17 protein-coding genes are annotated in these 19276 nt (G+C 71.7%); 12 read left to right on the top strand and 5 right to left on the bottom strand.

Annotation, left to right across the window (positions count from 1 at the left end):
- The first annotated feature begins 47 nt into the window (after positions 1–47).
- The 7 genes from ETD85_RS04635 to ETD85_RS04605 are packed head-to-tail and all read left to right on the top strand — an operon-like array spanning position 48 to position 7867.
- Positions 48–1121 carry a DUF917 domain-containing protein gene (locus ETD85_RS04635; RefSeq protein ID WP_170246495.1) on the top strand — a complete coding sequence of 358 codons (1074 nt, stop codon included), beginning with the start codon at positions 48–50 and terminating at the stop codon, positions 1119–1121.
- Positions 1114–2688 carry a hydantoinase/oxoprolinase N-terminal domain-containing protein gene (locus ETD85_RS04630; RefSeq protein ID WP_138688336.1) on the top strand — a complete coding sequence of 525 codons (1575 nt, stop codon included), beginning with the start codon at positions 1114–1116 and terminating at the stop codon, positions 2686–2688. Before ETD85_RS04635 ends, ETD85_RS04630 begins: the two co-directional genes overlap by 8 nt.
- 23 nt (positions 2689–2711) lie before the next feature.
- Positions 2712–4331 (top strand): ABC transporter substrate-binding protein, encoded by a 1620-nt coding sequence (locus ETD85_RS04625; protein WP_138688335.1) that lies wholly within the window; start codon positions 2712–2714, stop codon positions 4329–4331.
- Positions 4332–4333: 2 nt separating this feature from the next.
- The gene (locus ETD85_RS04620; RefSeq protein WP_138688334.1) at positions 4334–5350 is read left to right on the top strand and encodes an ABC transporter permease; all 1017 of its coding nucleotides are present in this window, start codon (positions 4334–4336) and stop codon (positions 5348–5350) included.
- Entirely contained in the window at positions 5347–6249 is a 903-nt protein-coding gene (locus ETD85_RS04615; RefSeq protein WP_138688333.1) for an ABC transporter permease, read from the top strand. The genes ETD85_RS04620 and ETD85_RS04615 overlap by 4 nt, the downstream gene beginning before the upstream one ends.
- Positions 6246–6983 (top strand): ATP-binding cassette domain-containing protein, encoded by a 738-nt coding sequence (locus tag ETD85_RS04610; RefSeq protein ID WP_138688332.1) that lies wholly within the window; start codon positions 6246–6248, stop codon positions 6981–6983. The genes ETD85_RS04615 and ETD85_RS04610 overlap by 4 nt, the downstream gene beginning before the upstream one ends.
- Entirely contained in the window at positions 6980–7867 is an 888-nt protein-coding gene (locus tag ETD85_RS04605; RefSeq protein WP_138688331.1) for an ABC transporter ATP-binding protein, read from the top strand. The genes ETD85_RS04610 and ETD85_RS04605 overlap by 4 nt, the downstream gene beginning before the upstream one ends.
- Here ETD85_RS04605 and ETD85_RS04600 read toward each other — a convergent pair.
- On the bottom strand, positions 7860–8327 hold the full coding sequence (locus ETD85_RS04600; RefSeq protein ID WP_138688330.1) for a MarR family winged helix-turn-helix transcriptional regulator: 468 nt from the start codon (positions 8325–8327) through the stop codon (positions 7860–7862). The two genes, ETD85_RS04605 and ETD85_RS04600, sit on opposite strands and share 8 nt — an antisense overlap.
- A gap of 73 nt (positions 8328–8400) precedes the next feature.
- On the opposite strand from ETD85_RS04600, the gene ETD85_RS04595 reads away from it, so the two are divergent.
- On the top strand, positions 8401–9798 hold the full coding sequence (locus ETD85_RS04595; RefSeq protein ID WP_138688329.1) for an MFS transporter: 1398 nt from the start codon (positions 8401–8403) through the stop codon (positions 9796–9798).
- A gap of 99 nt (positions 9799–9897) precedes the next feature.
- Here the strand turns inward: ETD85_RS04595 and ETD85_RS04590 are convergent, their stop codons facing one another.
- Together ETD85_RS04590 and ETD85_RS04585 are read right to left on the bottom strand one after the other, a co-directional pair.
- Positions 9898–10254 carry a DUF742 domain-containing protein gene (locus ETD85_RS04590; protein ID WP_138688328.1) on the bottom strand — a complete coding sequence of 119 codons (357 nt, stop codon included), beginning with the start codon at positions 10252–10254 and terminating at the stop codon, positions 9898–9900.
- Positions 10247–12109 carry a sensor histidine kinase gene (locus ETD85_RS04585; protein WP_138688327.1) on the bottom strand — a complete coding sequence of 621 codons (1863 nt, stop codon included), beginning with the start codon at positions 12107–12109 and terminating at the stop codon, positions 10247–10249. Before ETD85_RS04585 ends, ETD85_RS04590 begins: the two co-directional genes overlap by 8 nt.
- A 186-nt stretch (positions 12110–12295) precedes the next feature.
- On the opposite strand from ETD85_RS04585, the gene ETD85_RS04580 reads away from it, so the two are divergent.
- On the top strand, positions 12296–13855 hold the full coding sequence (locus ETD85_RS04580) for an ABC transporter substrate-binding protein (RefSeq protein ID WP_138688326.1): 1560 nt from the start codon (positions 12296–12298) through the stop codon (positions 13853–13855).
- Here the strand turns inward: ETD85_RS04580 and ETD85_RS62865 are convergent.
- Positions 13831–13995 carry a hypothetical protein gene (locus ETD85_RS62865; protein ID WP_170246494.1) on the bottom strand — a complete coding sequence of 55 codons (165 nt, stop codon included), beginning with the start codon at positions 13993–13995 and terminating at the stop codon, positions 13831–13833. The genes ETD85_RS04580 and ETD85_RS62865 overlap by 25 nt on opposite strands.
- A 20-nt stretch (positions 13996–14015) precedes the next feature.
- Between ETD85_RS62865 and ETD85_RS04575 the strand changes: the two genes are divergently transcribed.
- A complete protein-coding gene (locus tag ETD85_RS04575; RefSeq protein WP_206058080.1) occupies positions 14016–14639 on the top strand; it encodes a hypothetical protein in 624 nt (207 codons plus the stop codon).
- Here ETD85_RS04575 and ETD85_RS04570 read toward each other — a convergent pair.
- Entirely contained in the window at positions 14608–15732 is a 1125-nt protein-coding gene (locus tag ETD85_RS04570; RefSeq protein WP_138688324.1) for an MFS transporter, read from the bottom strand. The two genes, ETD85_RS04575 and ETD85_RS04570, sit on opposite strands and share 32 nt — an antisense overlap.
- A gap of 73 nt (positions 15733–15805) precedes the next feature.
- Between ETD85_RS04570 and ETD85_RS04565 the strand changes: the two genes are divergently transcribed.
- Both ETD85_RS04565 and ETD85_RS04560 read left to right on the top strand, forming a co-directional pair.
- Positions 15806–18328 (top strand): ATP-binding protein, encoded by a 2523-nt coding sequence (locus tag ETD85_RS04565; RefSeq protein WP_138688323.1) that lies wholly within the window; start codon positions 15806–15808, stop codon positions 18326–18328.
- A 7-nt stretch (positions 18329–18335) separates the two neighbouring features.
- The coding region (locus ETD85_RS04560; RefSeq protein ID WP_138688322.1) for an inositol-3-phosphate synthase at positions 18336–19276 on the top strand (941 nt) is incomplete at its 3' end.

The raw sequence follows: 19276 nt of genomic DNA, 5'->3' as shown, positions 1-19276 counted from the left end.
TGTCGCACTGGCGCTTTGCGGTGGTATGTGCTTGGTTGTGTCGCCATATGAGCAGCATTGATGTGACCGATATCGCCGCTCTCGCCCGAGGATGCGCCATCCTCGGCACGGGAGGCGGGGGAGACGTGCGTACCGGGTCGCTGGCCGCCGTCAGAGCCGTTCGCGAGTACGGCGAAGTGCCGCTGGTCGAGCTGGCCGATCTCCCGGAGGACGCGCTGGTCGTGCCGCTGTCCGGGATCGGGGCCCCGACCGTGAGCCACGAGATGATCCACAGCGAGGAAGAGCCCAAGCGCATCGCCGAGGAGGTGGAACGGCTCTTCGGCAGGCCGCCGACCGCGATCATGTCCTCCGAGATCGGGGGCGCCAACGGGGTGGCCCCCGTCGCCTGGGCCGCGCAGCTCGGGCTGCCGCTGCTCGACGCCGACGGCATGGGGCGGGCGTTCCCCGAGGTCCAGATGGTGTCGATGTACGTGGCCGGGCTGCCGGCCAACCTGGTGATCATGTCCGACGTCGCGGGCAACGTGGTGACCATCCGCCCGGTGGACGGGCTCTGGTCCGAACGCCTGGCCCGCGCCGTCTGCGTGGCGTCGGGGTCGCACGCGCTGATGGCGGACTACGTACTCACCGCCGCGCGGGCGCGGGGCGCGGTCATCGAGGGCACGGTCACCCGCGCCCTGGACGTCGGCCGGGCCACTGAAGGCGCGCCGGACCCGCTGCGCGCGCTCCAGGACCGGCTCGGCGCGGTCCGGCTGATCACCGGCAAGCTGACCGACGTCGAGCGGCGCACCACAGGCGGGTTCGTACGGGGAACCGCCACCGTCGAGGGCACCGGCGACGACCGCGGCCGCAGCCTCGCCCTGGAGCTGCAGAACGAGAACCTGGTCGCCGTCGAGAACGGCCGGGTGCGGGCCATGGTCCCCGACCTCATCACGGTGGTGGACACCGAGACCGCCGCCGCCGTGCAGACCGAGTCGCTCAGGTACGGCCAGCGCGTCACGGTGCTCGCCTGGCCCTGCGACCCCCTCTGGCGCACGCCCAAGGGTCTGGAGACGGCCGGGCCGCGGGCATTCGGATACGAGCTGGACTACGTTCCGGTCGAGGAGCTGACGGCACATGGCTGACCAGCCGAAGCTCAGGATCGGCATCGACGTCGGCGGCACGAACACCGACGCCGTGGTCCTCGACGCCGCCGACCGGGTGATCGCCAAGGCCAAGCGGCCGACGACCCGGGACGTGACGGCCGGGCTGCGCGCCGCCCTGGACGCGGTGCTGGCACTCGTGCAGGAGGGGGCCGGGCAGGACCGGATCACCCGCGTCATGCTGGGCACCACACACGCCACCAACGCGATCCTGGAGCGAAGGGGGCTGGGCCGGGTTGCGGTGCTGCGGCTCGGCGCGCCCGCCACCACCTCCGTGCCGCCGCTCTCGGACTGGCCCGACGACCTGCGCGCGGCCGTCTCGGCCGGCGCGGCCATCGTGCCCGGCGGTCACTACGTCGACGGCCGCGAGATCAGCCCTCCGGGCCTGGACGCGATCCGCCGCTTCCTGGACGGCGTGCAGGCCGACGCCGTGGCCGTCACCAGCGTGTTCAGCCCGGCCAGCAACGAGCACGAGCGGCTCGCCGCGGAGCTGATCACCTCCGAGTACGGCCTGCCGGTCTCGCTCAGCCACGAGATCGGCTCGCTCGGGCTGCTCGAACGCGAGAACGCGACCGTGCTGAACGCCGCCCTGTACGGCGTGGCCGCCCAGGTCACCGACGCCCTGGTCACCGCGCTGGCCGAGCGGGGCCTGGACGCGCGGCCCTACCTGGCGCAGAACGACGGCACGCTCATGACGGTGGAGCACGCCGCGCGCCTGCCCGTGTCCACCATCGGCTCGGGCCCGGCGAACTCGCTGCGCGGAGCCGCGTTCCTGTCGGGCGTGGCGGACGCGATCGTGGTGGACGTCGGCGGCACGTCCACCGACCTGGGGGTGCTGACCGGCGGCTTCCCGCGGGAGTCGGCGGCGGCGGTAGAGATCGGCGGGGTGCTGACCAACTTCCGGATGCCGGACATCCTGGCCGTCGCGCTCGGCGGCGGGACGGTCGTCCGCGAGCACGGCGCCGGCCCTGACTCGGTGGGCTACCGGATCGTCGAGGAGGCGCTCGTCTTCGGCAGGAGCACGATGACGATGACCGACGCGGCCGTCGCGGCCGGACGGACGCCGCGCGACGCGCAGGATTGGCGCGAGCGGCTGCTGAACGGCGGGCATGACATGTCGGCAGGAATGTCCGACACCTTGGAAAGGGCGCTGGCCGTCGCGGACGAGATGGTGATCGACGCCGTGGACCGGATGGCGCTCGGCAAGACCGACAGACCCCTGGTGGCGGTGGGTGGCGGGGCCTTCATGCTGCCCGATGGGATCCCCGGCGTGAGCCACGTGATCCGCCCGGAGCACGCGGAGGTGGCCAACGCGGTTGGAGCGGCCATCGCACTTGCGAGCGGCAGAGTCGATACGATCTTGCCTGCCGGAGATAGCCGGTCACAAGCTATCGAAAGGGTCAAAGAGGAGGCAGCGGCGCGAGCCGTGGCGGCGGGGGCGGATCCGGCCGGCGTCGAGATCGTCGATCTCCTCGAGGTGCCGCTCAGCTACCTCTCCGAGCCCGCGGTACGGGTACACGTCAAAGCAGCCGGACCCCTCGCCCGGTGAAAGATCGAAAGGATCCCCCCACCATGCGCTGGCACAAGCGTCTGCTCGTCGCCTGGGTCACCGGTGCCTTGGCCCTGACCGCGTCCGCCTGCGCGGGCGGCCAGGTGCGCGGCGCCGGAGGGACACCGCAGCCCGCCGCGAGCGGCGGCAGTCAGCCGGCGGCCACACAGGCCGCGCAGGCCAACGACAGCACGTTCGTCTACGTGCCGAACCTGGACGTGGTCACCGACTGGGACCCCGCCACCTCCTACTCCAACGAGATCGTCGCCCTGTCGAACATCTACGAGGGCCTGACCAGGTACGACTCCGAGAGCCAGAAGGCCGAGCCGCGCCTGGCCACCGAGTGGACCTCGGCGGACGACGGCAAGGAGTGGACGTTCAAGCTGCGCCAGGGCGTCAAGTTCCACTCCGGCGCCACGCTCGACGCGCAGGCCGCCAAGAAGGCCATCGAGCGGACGATCGAGAAGAAGGGGGGAGCGGCCTACATCTGGGACTCGGTGCAGAAGATCGAGGCGGTGGACGCGGCCACGCTGAAGTTCACGCTCAAGTACGCCGCCCCGCTCGACCTCATCGCCTCCTCCGGCTACGCGGCCTACATCTACGACGTGGACGCGGTGGACCCCGACGGCAAGAAGACCGCGGGCACCGGGCCGTACACGATCGACTCCTGGCAGAAGGGCAAGGAGACCGAGCTCACGCTGAAGGCGTACGAGGACTACTGGGGCGGCTGGAAGCCGGAGCAGTACAAGAAGGTGGCCTTCAGGGTCACGCCGGAGATCACCACGGCGTGGCAGCTCCTGCAGAAGGGCGAGGTGAACTTCGTACAACGGCTGAACCCGCAGCTCTTCGCACAGGCAGGGACGACCGAGGGCGTCCGGACGGCGCAGTCGCCGTCGTTCCAGAACCTGCTGGTCCTGTTCAACACGGCGAGCGGCCCCGCGCGGGACATCAAGGTGCGGCAGGCGCTGCAGCTCGCGATCGACTACGACGGCCTCGCCGCGGCGCTCAAGGGCTCGGGCCAGAAGGCCAGCGGCCTGGTGCCGCAGGGGCTGCTCGGCCAGATCTCCGACATGGCGCCCAAGCAGGACCTGGCCAAGGCGCAGGCGCTGCTGGAAGAGGCCGGGTACGGCCCCGACAACCCCGAGCTCAAGCTCAGCCTGACCTACGCCCAGGGCGACGACGACCAGAAGCTGCTGGTCACGCTGCTCAGCACGGCGCTGAAGGGCCTCAACGTGACCCTCCAGGCCAAGCCCATGACCTGGAGCGCGCAGTGGGACCTGGGCAAGAAGCAGGGCCAGGACATCTTCGTCATGTACTGGTACCCGGACTATCCGGACGCCTACTCCTGGTTCGTCAACGTGTTCAAGAGCGCTGACAAGCCGCAGTTCAACCTGTCCTACCTCAAGAACGCCGAGATCGACGCGGCCATCGACAAGCTGCCGCAGCTCACGGCCACGGACCAGATGCAGGCCAGGCAGTCGTTCCAGGACCTGCAGAAGAAGATCATCACGGAGCAGGCCGCGGTGGCGGTGCCGTACGTGCAGGTCTACCAGCGGGCGCTGACGGACGACGTGGCGGGATATGTGGACAATCCCGCTTATCCCAACGTGGTCTTCTTCTACGACCTCACGCGCGCAAGCTGACCATGCTCCGCTATCTGGCCCGCCGGCTCGGCCAGGCACTCCTGGTCGTGGCCGGCGTGGTCGTGCTCACGTTCGCGGTCATGCGGCTGGTGCCGGGGGATCCGGCGGTCGCGTTCGCCGGGCCCAAGGCGACGCCCGAGCAGCTCGCCGAGGCCCGGCAGCGGTTCGGGCTCGACGACCCGATCCCCGTCCAGCTCCTGAACTACGTGCGCGACCTGTTCGCCGGCGACTGGGGCACCAGCCTGCGTACCCGGCAACCCGTGCGCGACGACCTCTACCTCGCGTTCCCCGCCTCTCTGGAGCTGGTCGGGACGGCTCTGCTCATCGCGGTCGTCGTGGGCATCCCGGTCGGCGTGCTCGCCGCACGCTATAAGACGAAATTTCCTGACCTGGGGGTGCGGTTCGGGAGCATGCTCGCCGTCTCCGTCCCCGTCTTCTGGCTGGCCCTGACCCTGCAGACGGTCTTCGCCAGCAACCTCGGCTGGTTCCCCGTGGCCGGCGAGTATGACTCCTCGCTCGACACCACGAGCCCGCTCACCCTCTGGACCAACATCACGGTCGTCGACGCCCTCATCACCGGCAACTGGCCCATCTTCACCAGCACCGTCGAGCACTTGGTGCTGCCCGCCCTGGTCGTGGCCGCCTACCCCCTGGGCGTGATCGCGCAGATGACCAGAGCGGCACTCATCGAGGAGTCCGGCCAGGACCACGTCAGGCTGGAGCGCGCGCTCGGCTTCGGCGAGACGTCCATCCTGACCAAATTCGCCCTGAGACCGGCGCTGAACCCCGTCCTGTCGCTGATCGCCCTGGTCTTCGCCTACGCGATCGTCAACGGCTTCCTGGTCGAGGCGGTCTTCAACTGGCCGGGCCTGGGCCGCTACGCCGCCGAGTCGATCCGCTCCCTGGACACCCCGGCCATCTCCGGCGTCACCCTCCTGGTCGCCCTGATGTACGTCCTGGCCAACCTGGTCGTGGACCTCCTCCAGGGCTTCGTCGATCCTCGGACGAGGGTCCGATGACACTCACGCAAGCGCCCCTGCGGCGCACCCTGCCGAAGGTCACCGACCGGTTCGCCACGTTCGGCGCGGTGCTCATGGTGCTCGTCGTGCTGGCGTCGATCCTGGCGCCGTGGCTCGCGCCGTACCCGATGGACGAGCTGAACCCGCTGATCGGCTCGCAGCCGCCGAGCGCCGCGCACTGGTTCGGGACCGACCAGGCCGGGCGGGACCTGCTCACGCGGATCCTGTACGGCGGGCGCACCTCGCTGTTCATCGCGGTCGCCGTGCTGGGCGTGTCGGCGCTGGCCGGGGTCACGCTCGGCGTGGTCGCCGGGTACGCGGGCGGCTGGGTCAGAGACGTGATCATGCGGGTCACGGACGTGTTCCTGGCCTTCCCCGCGCTGCTGCTCTCCCTGGCCCTGGCCGTCGTGCTGCAGCCCAGCGTCACCACGGTCATCGTGGCCATCGCGGTGACCTGGTGGCCCTGGTACACCCGGCTGGCCGCCTCCATGGCCGCCTCGATCGCGACCAGGAGTTACGTGGACGCGGCCAGGTGCTTGGGCGTGCCCGCGCCGCTGATCATCCTCAGGCACGTGCTGCCGAACTCGCTCACCCCCGTCCTCGTCCAGCTCTCCCTTGACGCGGGCGGCGTGATCCTGACCTCGGCGGCGCTGTCGTACCTGGGGCTGGGCGCGCAGGAGCCGACGGCGGAGTGGGGGCTGATGGTGCAGCAGGGGCAGACGCTCTTCACCACGGACTGGTGGGTCGTGACCTTCCCCGGGCTGGCGATCCTGGTGACGGCGTTCGCGTTCAACGTGCTGGGCGAGGGCCTGCGCAGCGCGCTCGACCCCCGGAGCGGGGGAGCCCGGCAGGCGAAGGGCCCTGCCGGCCCGGGAGCGAGCACGGGGGTGGCGGAATGATCGAGGTGCGCGACCTCCGGGTCAGCTATGGCGGCCGGGTCGTGGCCGACGTGCCCGAGCTGGACGTGGGCGCGGGCGAGTGCGTCGCGATCGTGGGGGAGAGCGGCTCGGGCAAGTCCACGACGCTGCTCTCGCTGCTGGGCCTCACCCCAGACGCCGAAATATCGGGGCACGTCAGTGTGTGCGGCGTGGACGTCCTGACGGCCTCGCCCCGGCGGCTCCGCGAGATCCGCGGGGCCAAGGTGGCGCTCGTGATGCAGTCACCGCAGGCCGCGCTCAGCCCCGCCACCCGGCTCGGCGTGCTGATGCGGCGCGCGCTCAAGCTGCACGGACGTGACCGGGTGGCGGAGACCATGGCGGAGGCCGTGGACGCGGTCCTGCTCGACCGCGAGATCCTGCGCCGCTACCCGCACGAGATCTCCGGCGGACAGGCCCAGCGCTTCGCCATCGCACTCGCCATCGCCCTGGGCGCCGAGGCGATCCTCGCCGACGAGCCCACCAGCGCGCTCGACGTGACCGTGCAGGCCGAGGTGGTCGGGGTCCTGCGCAGGCTGCGCGCCGAGCGCGGGCTGGCGCTCCTGCTCGTCTCCCACGACCTGGCCCTGGTCTCGACCATCGCCGACCGGGTGCTCGTCATGCGGGACGGCGCGGTGGTGGAGTCGGGCCCGGCCGCCCGGGTGCTGTCCGAGCCGGCCCATCCCTATACGCGCGAGTTGCTGGAGGCGCTGCCGTGACGGTTCTCAGGGCCGAGCGGGTGACACTCGGGTACGGCAGGCGCCCGGTCGTGCACGACGTGAGCCTGGACATCACCGAGGGCGGCGTCGGCCTGATCGGGGAGAGCGGCTCAGGCAAGACGACCCTGGCGCGGGCGTTCCTTGGCCTCCTCACCCCCATGTCCGGAAATATCTGGTACGGCGACCAAAGCCTGAAAAAGGCGGACATGCGGAAATTCCGGAAAGACGTTCAGCCCGTCTTCCAGGCCGAAGCCCTCGACCCCCGGATGCGCATCGGCAGCTCCATCGCCGAAGCCCTGCCCCGCGCGGCCCGGAGCCGGGTGGGCGAGCTGCTCGAACAGGTCGGCCTGGACCCCGAGCTGGCCACCCGCCGGCCGCACCAGCTCTCCGGCGGCCAGCGCCAGCGCGTGGTGATCGCCAGGGCGCTGGCGGTCGGCCCGCGCCTGCTGATCCTGGACGAGCCCACCAGCGCGCTCGACGTCACCGTCCAGGCCAGGATCCTCGACCTCCTGGCCGGGCTGGACACCGAGCGCCTGCTCATCACCCATAACCTCGCGGTGGTCAAGCGGCTCTGCCGCACCTCGCACGTGCTCTTCGCGGGCCGCGTGGTCGAGTCGGGCCCCACGGGCGCCCTCCTCGCGAGCCCGGCCCACCCTTACACCCGGGCCCTGCGCGACGCGGTGCCCAAGCTCGGGGGCGAGCCGCCCGAGGCCAAGGGCGCGACGGAGGCCGTACCGGCCGGGACGGGCTGCGCGTACCGGCTGCGCTGCCCGCTGGCGGCGCCGGAGTGCGAGCGGCGCCCCGAGCTCAGGGACGTCGGCGGCCGTCAGGTGGCCTGCCACCGCGCGGAGGAAGCGGCGGAAGCGGCGGAAACCGTCACCTGACGCTGATCACGTCCTTCAGGTGCGAGCAGAGGTCTTCCGCCAGCTTCCCCATCAACCTGGACAGCTCCGCTCGATCCGCCGCGGACCACCCGGCGATCGCGCCGTCGAACCAGTCGGTGGTCACCTTCCTGCACCTGCTCGCCACCTCGGCGCCCTCCTCGGTGAGCGCGATTCGCCAGGCGCGGCCGTCGTCGGGATCGCGTACGCGCTCGACCAGGTCGCGCTGCTCCAGCGCGGCGACGTGCCTGGTCACGTGCGGGCTCTCCACCTGCAGCCCCTCGGCGATCAGGCCGATCCTGCGCGGCTCGCCCGCGTCCAGCAGATGGACGAGGATCTGCACGTCGGGCCGGTCCAACCGGACGCCGGCGGCTTCGGTCAGCCGCTCGTGCGTCTTGGCGCGGTTGAGCGTGGTCACGAGCGCGCGGAACGCCGACACCGTCCTGTTGAGATCTTCGTCCATCGGTTTGCTTACCTAACTTACGTATGTATTATCGTCTCTCGGTTACTTACCCAAGTTATCTAAAGGAGCCGTAATGGCGACAGTGGTCGCGTCCGCGCCGCGCGAGACGTCCACCAGAAACCCCTGGCCCGCGGTGGTCTCGCTGGCCTTCGCCGCCTCCATCGCCGCACTGCAGAACACCGCGGTGGTCCCCTTGCTTCCCGTGCTGCAGCGCGAGCTGCACGCCTCGCTGACCGCGGTGACCTGGACGCTCACGCTGAGCCTCCTGGTCGCCGCGGTGGCCACCCCTTTGCTGTCGCGCTTCGGCGACATGTACGGCAGGCGCCCCATGATCCTCGGCGCCCTGGCCCTCTTGGTGATCGGCTCGGTCATGGCCGCCCTGGCGACCTCGCTGGCTTGGTTGATCGTGGCAAGGGTGCTCCAGGGCGCGGTGGCCGCGCTGGTGCCGCTGTCGATCGGGGTGGTGCGGGACACCTTGCCCAAACACCAGCTTGCGACCGGCATCGGGGTGCTCAGCGCGACGATGGGGTTCGGGAGCGGCGGGGGCATGATCCTGGCCGGGCTCGCGGCCGGTGACTTTCATCTGGTCTTCTGGATCACCGGCGGGATCTCGCTGGTGGCCGCGATCGTCGTGGCGTTCCTCGTCCGCGACGGCGCGCCCGCGGGCGGCGGCCGTCCCGACCTGCTCGGCGCGGCGCTGCTGACCTCCTGGCTGGTGGCGCTGCTGCTGGCCATCAGCCAGGGCGGCTCGTGGGGCTGGACCTCGCCCGGCGTGCTCGGGCTGTTCGCCGCCGCCGCGATGCTGGCCGCCATCTGGGTCGCGGTCGAGCGCAAGGTGGCGGCGCCGCTGGTCGAGATGGCGATGCTGGTGCAGAGGGGCACGATCGGCGCGACGGTGGCCTCGATGCTGCTCGGATTCGCGTTCTTCACCATCCTGACCGGCATGTCCAGCTTCGCCCAGGTGCCGGAGAGCACCGGTTACGGCTTCGGCGCCTCCACCCTGCAAGTAGGGCTCTACCTGCTGCCGAGCACGCTGTTCATGCTGGTGATCTCGCTGTTCGCGGGCCGGTTCATGCGCCGCTTCCAGGCCTCCTCGATGGTGGCGGCGGGCTCCGCGGTCACCGCCCTGGCCGCGCTGTTGCTGGTGGTCGCGAACGACAGCGCGGCCGACCTGTACGCCTCGTCCTCGCTGATGGGCATCGGCCTCGGCATCGGCTACGCGGCGCTCGGCACGATGGCCGTCGAGCACGTGGACCCGGCCAAGACGGCCCTGGCCGCCGGCGTGAACGCCCTGGTGCGCATCGTGGGCGGCAGCACGGCGGGCGCCGTGATCGCCGCCATCCTGGCCGCCCAGCCGGGCGTGCTCGGCTACCAGTGGATCTTCGGCGTCGCCGCCGCGGCGGGCGCGGTGGCCGCCGTGTTCGCGGCCGTGTACGGCGCGCTCAACCGCAGGACGCTCGCGGCCGCCTGAGCGGCCGGTTCGAGCGGCCGGTTCGAGCAGCCAGGCTGAGCGGCGGGTTCGAGCGTCACATCCGGCCCCCGTGGTCCCGTTCGCCCGGGACCACGGGGGTCATAGCGCCTTGAGCCCGCTGATCACCTCTAGCAGCACCTTGGCGTCCGGAGCGGGCGGCGGCAGCTCGACCTGTACGAGCTGCTGCGCGTGCAGGTCGCCGACCAGCACCCGGACGACGCCGATGGGCAGGTTCAGCTCCGCCGCGACGTCCACGAGCCTGGTCGGCTTGGTGCATTTCTGCAGGATGATGAGATGCTCGGGCCCGAGGCCCACAGGCGGCGTCAGGCCACCCGCCGTGATGATCACCGCGATGAGGTCGATGGCCTCGCTCGCGGGGACCGTCCGGCCCCTGGTCAGCAGGTAGGCGGGGACGATCGGACCGGCGTCCTCGTCCAGCCAGCGCTCGTCACTCACTTCGCACCACCCGCATGGGTCGAGCGGGTTCCTGCACGCGAACCTCCGGTTCCGGATCGGCCACGTGCTCTTCCGGGATCAACACGATCGCGGTGGTCCCTCCATATGGTGAACCGCGCAACGTCACGCGGATGTCATGCCTGGCGGCCAGGCGGGAGACGACGAAAAGACCGAGGCGGTCGCTGTCGGCCAGGTCGAACTCCGGTGGGCTGGCCAGCCGCTCGTTGAGATCGGCCAGCTCCTCTGCGCTCATCCCGAGCCCGCGGTCCTCGACCTCGAAGGCGAAGCCGCGGGCCGCCTCCTCGCCGCGCACGATGACCGACGTGTGCTCGGGGGAGTAGACGGTGGCGTTCTCGATGAGCTCGGCGATCAGGTGGATCACGTCGCCGACCACGGGCCCGGCCAGGCGCTGGCCGGACATCGGCTCGACGACGACCCGCTGGTAGTCCTCCACCTCGGCCGCCGCGCCGCGGGCCACGTCGAGCAGTGGCACCGGCTTGCTCCAGCCCCGGCCGGGGGTGGCGCCCGACAGGATGATCAGCCCTTCGGCGTGGCGGCGCATGCGGGTGGTGAGGTGGTCGAGCCTGAACAGGTCGTCCAGCGCCTCCGGGTCGGTCGCCCGGTGCTGCATGTCCTCCAGCTGGATGCGCTGGCGGTGCAGCAGCGTCTGGCTGCGTCTGGCCAGGTTGCGGAACACGTGGCCGACGCCCTCGCTGAGCTGCGCCTGGCCGACGGCCGCCTCGACGGCGGTCTGCTGGACGGTGGAGAAGGCCTGCCCCACGTCATCGATCTCGACCGTGGTGCTCGCCACCGACAGTTCGGGCATCTCGACCGTCTCGCCCTTGCGCAGCTTGGCCACGACGTGCGGCAGCCGCTCCTGGGCCACCTCCAGCGCGGCCAGCCGGAGCGCGCCGAGCTCCTTCGACAGCCGGTTGCCCATCCGCAGCGAGAACCCGATCGACACGATCACCAGCGCCAGCGCCGTACCGGCCAGCAGGAACGCCCTCGACAGCACCTCGTCGGCCACCGGGTCGGCGCGCGCGTTCAGCATCGTGCTGGCCCGCATCTGCGCCTCCTGGAACGACTTGGCCAGCGCGTCCGTGGTGGCGAGCCAGCTCTGGGGCGTGCCCCCGGCGATGATCTGGTCCTCCATCATCCGCATCCGCTGGTAGGCGGGCGAGGAGATGAGGGCCACCTGGCCGTCGCGCAGGCTCGGGTCGAGCTCGCCGAGCGCCTGGTCGATCAGGAAGCGCCGGTTGCCGACGAGCTGGGTGAACAGCCGGCGCTCGGCGGCCGTGGTCGGCCCGAGCGCGATGGCCTGCTCCCTGGTGAGCAGCTCCTTGGCGTAGCCCATGTCGATGACCACCCGGGACTGCTCGTAGATCGGGATGTCGTCGATGAGCGCGACGCGCTTGTGCAGGCCGAAGAGGGTGTCGATGACCGCGTTGTAGGACTCGGCGGTGTGCAGACGGTCGGACAGGCCCGTGTCGATCTCTCCTCTGATCGAATCGAGCCTGTCGAGTTGCATGTTCACCGCGTCCACTTGTGTGCGGATCTCTTCCGATCGGTTCTTGGAGATGCTGGAGAGCTGCTTGAAGGTGTCTCTGACGGCGTCGGTACGGGTGCGTTGCGTGGCGACGGCCGCCTTGTCCGCGGTCGTACGCTGGAATTTGGCCGAGACGAGACGCTCACGCTGGATCTCGCTGATCAGTTTGTACGCGGGTAGCCGGAGGTTCGTCCAGAGTGTCTTGTACTGACGCAGCTCCAAGCTCTCGCTGGCGGTGACGGCGGTGATGACCCCCCACAACACCACCATGGAGGTCAGCGGCACCAGAAGCAGACCGATGATCTTCATGCGGATCGTTCGGCTACGACCCATGGCACCTCACTCCGGTCGGTCCCCTGCTGGCAACCCCGGACGGGACAAGCCCCGAGGATAGCAATTCGATCACCGGAATGCCCAATTTTTCGGGACTTTTGGACACATTAGCTTGATCTTGGAGTAGGTTTCCCGGGTACATCGCTGACAAAGGGAGATGCGTTGCGCCGTCGTCTCGTCGCGGCCGCCGCGCTGATGCTCCTCGCGGCCTGCTCGGCCCCCATCGAAGTGCCCCAGGCCCCCGTCGGCGAAGCCCCGTTCGTGTACGTCAACAACCTGGACGTCATCACGGAGTGGGACCCCAGCCGCTCGTACTCGAACGAGATCATCGCCTTCCAGAACGTCTACGAGACCCTCACGCTCTGGAACCCGGTCACCAAGAAGTCCGCCCCCCGCCTGGCCACGTCGTGGCGGTCGTCGGCGGACGGCCGCACGTGGACGTTCAACCTGCGCCCTGACGTGACCTTCCACACCGGCAGGCCGCTGGACGCGGCGGCGGTCAAAGCGTCGATCGAGCGCACGATGCAGGCCAAGACGGGCGCCTCCTACATCTGGGACGCGGTCTCGGCCATCAGAGCCGAAGACCCCCGGACGGTGACGTTCTCGCTCAAGTACTCGGTCCCGCTCGACCTGGTGGCCTCGGCCGGGTACGCCGCCTACATCTACGACACGAAGGCGGCTCCCGACCTGGGCAAGTGGTTCAAGGAGGGCAGGGACGCCGGCTCGGGTCCCTACACCGTGGCGAACTGGCAGCGGGGCAAGGAGGAGGAGCTCACGCTCAGGGCGTACGACAAGTACTGGGGCGGCTGGACCAGGCCGCACTACAACGCGGTGAAGTTCCGCGTCGTGCCCGATCCCGAGCGGGCGTACCGGCTGCTCCAGCGCGGCGAGGTGAGCTTCGTCGACCGGCTCAGCCCGCGGCTGTTCGCCAGGGCCGAGACGGCGCCGGGCGTGCGCACGTCGGAGCGGCCGTCGTTCCAGACCGCGATGCTGCTGTTCAACACCGCGACCGGTCCGATGAAGGACGTGCGCCTGCGCCGCGCCATCCAGAAGGCCGTGGACTATCGCGGGCTGCTCAAGGCGCTGAAGGGCGCCGCCTCGCCGGCCAGCGGCCTCATCCCCGAGGGCCTGATGGGCCACGTGCCCGGGCGCGTCCCGAAGCAGGACCTGAACGGGGCCGCCCAGCTGCTGGCCAGGGCGGGCTACGGCCCGGCGGGCAAGCCGCTGCGGCTGCGGCTGACGTACGGGGAGGGCGACACCGACTGGCGGCTGCTCGCCACCCAGCTGACCAGGACGCTACAGCCGCTGAACGTCACGATCGAGGCCCGGCCGATGCCCTGGAACGCCCAATGGGAGCTGGGCAAGAAGCGCGGCCAGGACATCTTCGTCATGTACTGGTGGCCGGACTACGCCGATGGCTACTCGTGGTTCGGCAACGTCTTCCACAGCGGCAACCCGCCCGTCTTCAACCTGGCCTACCTCAACGACCAGGGGCTGGACGCGATGCTCGACACCGTGCCCGAGCTGACCGTGACCGACCGGCCGGCGGCGCAGCGGGCGTACGAGCAGGCGACCCGGCGGGTGCTCGACCAGCGGGCGGCGGCGGCGCTGCCATGGGTGGTCAACTACCAGCGGGCCTTCGTGGGGGGCATCCGCGGCTACGACGACAACCCGGCCTACCCCGACGTCGTCTTCGTCTACGACCTGCGCCCCTCGGGCTGAGCGTTCACCCGCTCGCGCAGCCGCACCCTGATCTCTTCGGGAGTGTAGGCGCGACGACGGCGTTCGGCTCGGGCGATCACCACGCCCGTCGCCGCGACGCCCATGATTCCGGCCAGACCGAGCATCTTCCACCAGCGCATGTGCCTAGGCTAGCGGTGTGCTGACTCTCGACGAGGCCGTAAAGGTGACGAGGACAGGGGACCTGTGGGTCTTCCGCGGACGTTCCGTGCCCGACCGGGCCATCCAGACGATGACCAACAGCCCGGTCAACCACGTGGGCATGGCCATCGTGATCGAAGACCTGCCGCCGATGATGTGGCACGCCGAGCTCGGCAAGTCGCTCCTCGACCTGTGGTCGGGCACCCACCAGCGCGGGGCGCAGCTCCACGACCTGCGCGAGGCGGTGACGGTGTGGGCCGACAGATACGACCAGCGGGCCTGGCTGCGCCAGCTCGAACCGCTGGCCACGCAGGAGATGGAGGACGCGGCCCTGCGTACGGTGGCCCGGCTCGACGGCACCCCGTTCCCCTCCACCGCCCGGCTGGCCGGCCGCTGGGCCAGGGGACGCGTCCCGCGCAGGACCCGCAAGGAGCAGACGCTGGAGAGCGCCTACTGCGCCGAGGTCGTGGCCGTCACCTACGAGGAGATGGGCCTGCTGGCCGGCGGCCGCCGCCCCAACTGGTACGACCCCGGCAGGTTCTGGAGCGGCGACGACCTCGACCTGCTCACCGGCCGCCGGCTCGGCAACGAGATCACCGTGGGAGTGGAGCGCACGCGGGCCTGACCTCGCTCCTTACCCGGGCCAGCGGCAGCGTGACCGCCATCAGCGCGGCGACCAGCGCGAACCCCAGCGGGTAACCCGTGTGCCCGAGCACCAGCCCGAACCCCATCGCCCCCACGCCCATCCCCGCGTCGTAGGCCAGGTTCCACAGCGTGCTCACCCTGGCCGCCTCGCCGCGCTCCAGCATCAGGGCCAGCGTCGCGTTCTGCAGCACCCCGAACCCGGCCCCGAACACCGCCATCCCCGCCACCACCGCGACCGGGCTGCCGACCCAGATCTGCAGCGCCATGCCCGTGACGGCGGCGAGCAGGCCGGGCACCACCAGGCGGGCCGAGCCGTGCCGGTCACCGGACCTGCCCGCCAGCCAGCGCGCCACCGGCGTCGTCAGCGACTGGACGAGCAGCGCGAGCGAGGCCAGCCCGGGCGAGGCCGCCAGCGGCAGGAACGTCACCACCACGCCCGTCGCGGTCGTCACCCCCGCGAAGATCAGCGCAGGGGCCGCCAGCCCGCGCAGGCCCGCCCCGCGCTCGCCTGGCCCGGACGGCCGGGGCACGATGCGCGGCAGCCCCAGCACGGCCCCGAGCCCGGCCAGCGGGATGAGCCCGGCCACGACGAAGACGGGGACGAAGCCGATCGCGCCGCCCGCCCACACGCCCAGCGGCAGGCCGAGGATCGAGGGTACGCCGACGGCCATGCCGTACAGGCCCATGCCCTCGCCGCGGCGATCGGCCGGCACCAGCTGGGCGGTGAGCGCCGTACCCGCAACGACGAGGACGCCGAGCCCGGCCCCGCGTAGCAGGCTGGCCGCGAGCACCAGAGGCAGCGCCGCCGACAGGGGCAGCAGCAGCGCGGGCAGGCCGAGCAGCGCCAGGCCGAGGCCCAGCACGGCGCGGTAGCCGAGCCTGGCCAGCAGCCACGGCACCGCCAGCTCGGCCAGGACCGTGGCCAGCATCATGACGCCGGTCGCCGCCCCCGCGCCGAGCTCGCCCGCGCCGCCCGTCGCCGCGTACAAGGGGACGGTGGCGAACAGGAGGTAGAAGCCGAGCAGACCGGCCACCGACGCGGCCATCATCAGGTTCAGCGAACGGTTCATCATGCCGACGACGGTCTCGAAAAGCCGTTCGCCTCACATCGGTCATGATGCTTAGCCGCCTCTTCATAATGGGGGGATGTTCGTCGGACGTGAGGCCGAGCTGGAGCGGCTGGCCGCCGCGCAGGCACGCACTCCGGGTGGCGTGCTGGTCGTGGGCGAGGCCGGGATCGGCAAGTCGCGGCTGGTGGGGGAGTTCGCCCGCGGGGTCGAGGCGCTCGTCGCCGAGGGCGGGGCCGACCCGGGATCGACCGCGTACGCGCCGTTCGTCCCGGTGCTGCGCCGGCTGGTCAGGGAGCACGGTCCCGAGCTGGTGCCGGGCGGCGGGCGCAGGGGGCTGGCCCGGCTGCTGCCCGAGCTGGGCGAGGTCGAGGAGCTGCCGGACCTGGGCCGGGCGCGGCTGTTCGAGGAGGTCCTGCTGCTGGTCGAGCGGGCCGCCGAGCGGCGCCCTCTCGTGCTCGTGCTGGAGGACCTGCACTGGGCCGATCAGGCCACCCGCGACCTGCTGGTGTTCCTGCTGCGCAACCTGATGCGGCCGGGCGTGCTGGTCGTCGCGACCTCGCGCGAGCAGCTCCGGCTGCCCGGCACGGAGGTGATCAGGGTGCCGCCGCTCGGGCGCGACGACGTGGCCCGCCTGCTCGGCGGCGAGGACGCCGGGCTCCGGCAGGAGCTGGAGCTGGTCCTGGCACGCAGCGAGGGCAATCCGCTGTTCGTCGAGGCGCTGGCCGGCGCGGGGGCGGGGGCCGCCACGCCCGCCTCGCTGCGCGAGCTGCTGCTGGCCGGGGCCGAGCGGCTGCCCCCGGCGGGGCTCGACGTGCTGCGGATCGCCGCCGTGGCCGGGCGCAGGACACCGCACGAGGTGCTGCGGGCCGTGGCCGGGCTGGACGACCTGGCGCTCGACGAGGTGTTACGGCCGGTCGTACGCGCCCGGCTGCTGCTCGTCGACGGCGACGGCTACGCCTTCAGGCACGCGCTGATCCGCGACGCCGTCTACGACGACCTGCTGCCGGGGGAGCGGCGGCGCCTGCACGCCCGCTGCGCCGAGGCCCAGCCGGAGCTGGCCGCCGACCACTGGTACGCGGCGGGGGACCGGCCGCGCGCCTTCCAGGCCGCCTGGCAGGCCCGCAGATGGCAGCGGGTGCTCGACCTGTGGGACCAGGCGGGCGGGGAGGACCACGCGCACGTGCTGGAGCTGGCCGCGCGCGACGCCCTGTGCGAGGGCGACGCCGCGCGCGCGGAGGAGCTGGCCACCCGGGCGCTCGACGAGGTGGACGATCCGCTGCGCGCGGCCCACCTGCTGGAGCTGCGCGTAGCCGTCCGCGACCTGCTCGGCGAGGAAGGACTGGGCGACCTGCGCGAAGCCGTCCGCCTGGCGCCGCGCGAGGCCAGGCTGATCGGCGCGCTGGCCAACACCCTGGCCTGGAACGGCCAGGACGCCGAGGCGCGCGCCCACGCCGAGGAGGCGCTGGCGCTCGGCGACACCAGATCGCTCATCACGCTGGCCGCGCTCACCGCGCTGGACGGCGACCTCGGCACGGCGTCGGCCCTGTACGCGAAGGCCAGGACGGACGCGCCCGACGACGACAGCCTGCTCGTCTCCTACGCCAGCGAGGCCGACGTGCTGGAGGCCGCGGGCGAGCACGCCAGGGCGGAGTCGGTCGCCAGGGAGGGCATCGCCAGGGCCCGCCGGCTGGGCCTGGCCCGCTCCCGCGGCGCCCACCTGGCCGCGAACCTCGCCGAGCCGCTCGCCTCGCTCGGCCGCTGGCAGGAGGCCCGCGAGGTCATCAGGGCGGCGCTGGCGCTCGACCCGCCGCCGATCCACCGGGCCTGGGCGCTCATGGTGCTCGGCACGGTCGCCGTCTGGGAGGGCGCCACGGACGAGGCCGGCGAGATCGTCGGCCTGGTCAGACCGCTGATGCGCGGGCGCTCGCGGGGCTACGACTCCTGCCTGGAGCCGGACCTGCTCGAATGCCGGCTCGCGAGCACCCAGGCCACCGGCGGGGCCGGCCTGGAGCGGGCCGGCCGGTTGATCGACCACGTGCTGGCCGAGCACGACCTCACGCTGAGCCGCCGCTACGCCTGGCCGCTGCTGGTGCTGGGGGCCCGCATCGGGCGCGTGCGCGAAGCGCCCGCGGGGCTGGCGACCACCGGGCGGGTGCAGCAGGCGTACCGGGCCACGTTCGAGGCCGAGTGCGGGGGCTCCTGGGCCGCGGCGGTGGCCTGCTGGCGGGCCGTCGGGCAGCCGTACGCGCTGGGGCAGGCCCTGGTCAGGGCGGCAGAGCAGGATCGCGCGAACGCCCGCGAGCTGCTGCGCGAGGCGGCGGCGATCGCCGCCGGCCTCGGCTCGGAGCCGCTGCGGCGGGAGGCCGAGTCGGCCGCGGCCACGCTGCGGGTCGGTCTCACCGACTGCCAGTCGCTGTCTGCGAGGGAGCTGGAGGTGCTCGGCCTGGTCGCCGAGGGGCTGAGCAACCGGCAGATCGCCGAGCGGCTGTTCATCTCGGCCAGGACCTCGGGCGTGCACGTCTCGAACATCCTGGCCAAGCTGGGCGTGACCTCCCGCGTCGAGGCCGCCGCGGTGGCCCGCCGCACGGGGCTGATCTAATCCAGGCATGTCGAACGTGAACGTGGCCGTGATCGGTGTAGGAAACTGCGTGTCCTCCCTGGTGCAGGGCGTGGAGCACTACCGGGACGGCGACGCGCCCGGGCTGTCGCACCCCGTGTGCGCCGGATACGCGATCTCGCAGGTGCGCTTCACCGCCGCCTTCGACGTCAACGCCGCCAAGCTCGGCCGCGACCTGTCGGAGGCCATCTGGACCCCGCCGAACAACGCGCGCGGGTTCGCCACCGTGCCGCACCTCGGCGTGCCCGTCGTGGAGGGGATCCTGGCCGACGGCGTGGGCCCCGGCTCGGCCGGGGCGATCGACCCGCGCGGTGGCGCGACCCCCGGCCAGGTCGCCGCCCACCTGGCGGAGACGGGCACGCACGTCGTGCTCAGCTTTCTGCCCACCGGCGCTCAGCAGGCCACCGAGCTGTACGCGGAGGCGGCGCTGGCGGCCGGCTGCGCGTTCGTGAACTGCATGCCCGCCGTGCTCGCCCGCTCGCCGGAATGGCGGCGACGCTTCGCGGAAGCCGGGCTGCCGCTGATCGGCGACGACCTGAAGAGCTCGTTCGGCGCCACGCTCGTGCACCGCGCGCTGGTGGACGCCCTGACCGCGAGCGGCGTCCACCTCCACGACGGCCACCAGCTGCTCGGGGGCGGCAACATGGACTTCGCCAACCTCCAGGACGCCGACCGGATGAAGAGCAAGAAGGACACGAAAGCCACCGGAGCCGGGACCTCCACGCACGTGAGCGCTCAATACCTGCCGTTCCTTGACGATCGCAAGATCGCTTATCTCCGGCTGGACGGGACCGGCTTCGGCGGCTCCCCGCTGGAGGTGGAGGTGCGGATGGTCGTCGAGGACTCGCCGAGCGCCGCGGGCAACGCCCTGGACGCGGTACGGCACGCCAAGGCGGCCATGGACGAAGGGGTGGGCGGGCTGCTCGGGGA

The sequence above is a fragment of the Nonomuraea zeae genome (genome assembly GCF_005889725.1).
Lineage (GTDB): Bacteria > Actinomycetota > Actinomycetes > Streptosporangiales > Streptosporangiaceae > Nonomuraea > Nonomuraea zeae.
This window is presented reverse-complemented; position numbering and strand designations above follow the sequence as displayed.

Excerpts from the sequence above, each read along its gene's own strand:
- ETD85_RS04635 (WP_170246495.1), top strand. The coding sequence starts at position 48 with ATGAGCAGCATTGATGTGACCGATATCGCCGCTCTCGCCCGAGGATGC.
- ETD85_RS04615 (WP_138688333.1), top strand. The coding sequence starts at position 5,347 with ATGACACTCACGCAAGCGCCCCTGCGGCGCACCCTGCCGAAGGTCACC.
- ETD85_RS04610 (WP_138688332.1), top strand. The coding sequence starts at position 6,246 with ATGATCGAGGTGCGCGACCTCCGGGTCAGCTATGGCGGCCGGGTCGTG.
- ETD85_RS04630 (WP_138688336.1), top strand. The coding sequence starts at position 1,114 with ATGGCTGACCAGCCGAAGCTCAGGATCGGCATCGACGTCGGCGGCACG.
- ETD85_RS04600 (WP_138688330.1), bottom strand. The coding sequence starts at position 8,327 with ATGGACGAAGATCTCAACAGGACGGTGTCGGCGTTCCGCGCGCTCGTG.
- ETD85_RS04585 (WP_138688327.1), bottom strand. The coding sequence starts at position 12,109 with ATGAAGATCATCGGTCTGCTTCTGGTGCCGCTGACCTCCATGGTGGTG.
- ETD85_RS62865 (WP_170246494.1), bottom strand. The coding sequence starts at position 13,995 with ATGCGCTGGTGGAAGATGCTCGGTCTGGCCGGAATCATGGGCGTCGCG.
- ETD85_RS04570 (WP_138688324.1), bottom strand. The coding sequence starts at position 15,732 with ATGATGAACCGTTCGCTGAACCTGATGATGGCCGCGTCGGTGGCCGGT.
- ETD85_RS04620 (WP_138688334.1), top strand. The coding sequence starts at position 4,334 with ATGCTCCGCTATCTGGCCCGCCGGCTCGGCCAGGCACTCCTGGTCGTG.
- ETD85_RS04595 (WP_138688329.1), top strand. The coding sequence starts at position 8,401 with ATGGCGACAGTGGTCGCGTCCGCGCCGCGCGAGACGTCCACCAGAAAC.
- ETD85_RS04565 (WP_138688323.1), top strand. The coding sequence starts at position 15,806 with ATGTTCGTCGGACGTGAGGCCGAGCTGGAGCGGCTGGCCGCCGCGCAG.
- ETD85_RS04625 (WP_138688335.1), top strand. The coding sequence starts at position 2,712 with ATGCGCTGGCACAAGCGTCTGCTCGTCGCCTGGGTCACCGGTGCCTTG.